The organism is Serratia sp. A07 (assembly GCF_058725505.1).
Window position 1 is genome coordinate 1 of record NZ_JBZXDO010000171.1, and the last position, 1,214, is coordinate 1,214.

Below are 1,214 nucleotides of genomic sequence, written 5' to 3' on the forward strand. Positions count from 1 at the left end.
CCGGCCGGTTCGAGCCAGATGGTCTCGCTCATCTGGGTCTTGACCTCGAGGTTGCGCTTTTTGATGGCGGTGCTCATTGCGCCACAGCCGGAGAGAGCCAGCGTACTGCTGACCAGGGCTACCATCATTAATTTTTGAGTAGATTTCATTTTTTTTCCTTATTTACACCATTGATAAACTCTTGCAACTCATTGTTTTTGAACTCGTGCTTCGCTGCATCGACCAGCCCTGCCAGGCTGGGGAGGTTAAATCGCCCCAGATCAAAGAGAAGGGCGAAGCCGGTAAAGAATAGTAACGGTACCTGGAGCCATGGGAGGGATGCCGCCCAACCACTCGTCAAACCCAAGGCTGAAGCTGTTAGTAAGACGCCAAAATGAAAATAAGCATAGTGAGACACCTTTTCTCTTATTAATGCGAGAAGCTTAGACTGTTTTCTTGTCGCTTCAGGAATAAATAGGTATTGAGTATAATAAGAGTAAATAAATACCCCAAGCATAACATTGGCTATTAATGAGGCAACCACCACCCCACCAAAATAATCAACATCAAACCTTACATTAGTAGTCAAGAAACAAATGATATTCGCGGCCAATATCACATGCACTATAACGATATAAATGACCGCGGGGCGCATCCCTTGAGACATTAAAGGAACCTCAGCATCAGATTCCTTTACTGCTTTGACAATCATTGCTACCTCTTCACGAACTTCACTTTGTTTCATTCTTGCCACCTTTCTGTTGATTCAGTATCTCTTTGGCTTGATCAAGATAGTCAGAATCTTTACTCTTTCCTGAGAAAGCACTTCCTTTCTGATGCAATACTGCTGCCTGATGCTTTATTGTATAATCTTTATTCTGTTGGTTAAAGTTTGTTTTATTATTATTCAGGCCTTTTTCCACATCACCCTTATCATAATTAACCAGGTCTTCATTGTCTTTCATGCGAGCGGTAGTGTCTTTCCCCATGGTATCGACTCGCTGTTTGACGTCCTTCTTGATTTTTGCATCGGCGACCTTGGCATCTATATCTCCCATCGCCGCACCGTATGCACCGCCCTGCGCTTTCGCCGTGTTGACGGGCGCGTGGATACCGTCGCCGACGTGGCTGGCTGCCTGGCCATAGTGCGTGTCCAGCCGTCCGCGCAGCTTGTCCTCGACGAACGCCTCCGCCAGGTCTTCCCGGCGCATGCGCACCGCCTCGCTGTTGGTGTT

The 1,214-nt window shown here is 47.1% G+C and carries 2 protein-coding genes and 1 pseudogene; all 3 read right to left on the bottom strand.

Going from position 1 to position 1,214, the window contains the following annotated elements; genetic code table 11:
- A pseudogene (locus AC4PR2_RS28925) lies at positions 1-149 on the bottom strand (complement resistance protein TraT); the annotation flags it as partial.
- Complete coding sequence (locus tag AC4PR2_RS28930; RefSeq protein ID WP_492176053.1) at positions 146-724, bottom strand: hypothetical protein; 579 nt, start codon at positions 722-724, stop codon at positions 146-148. The gene AC4PR2_RS28930 and the pseudogene AC4PR2_RS28925, both read right to left, overlap by 4 nt.
- Positions 711-1,214 (bottom strand): hypothetical protein (locus AC4PR2_RS28935; RefSeq protein ID WP_492176054.1); only part of this gene is annotated, 504 nt, incomplete at its 5' end. The genes AC4PR2_RS28935 and AC4PR2_RS28930, both read right to left, overlap by 14 nt.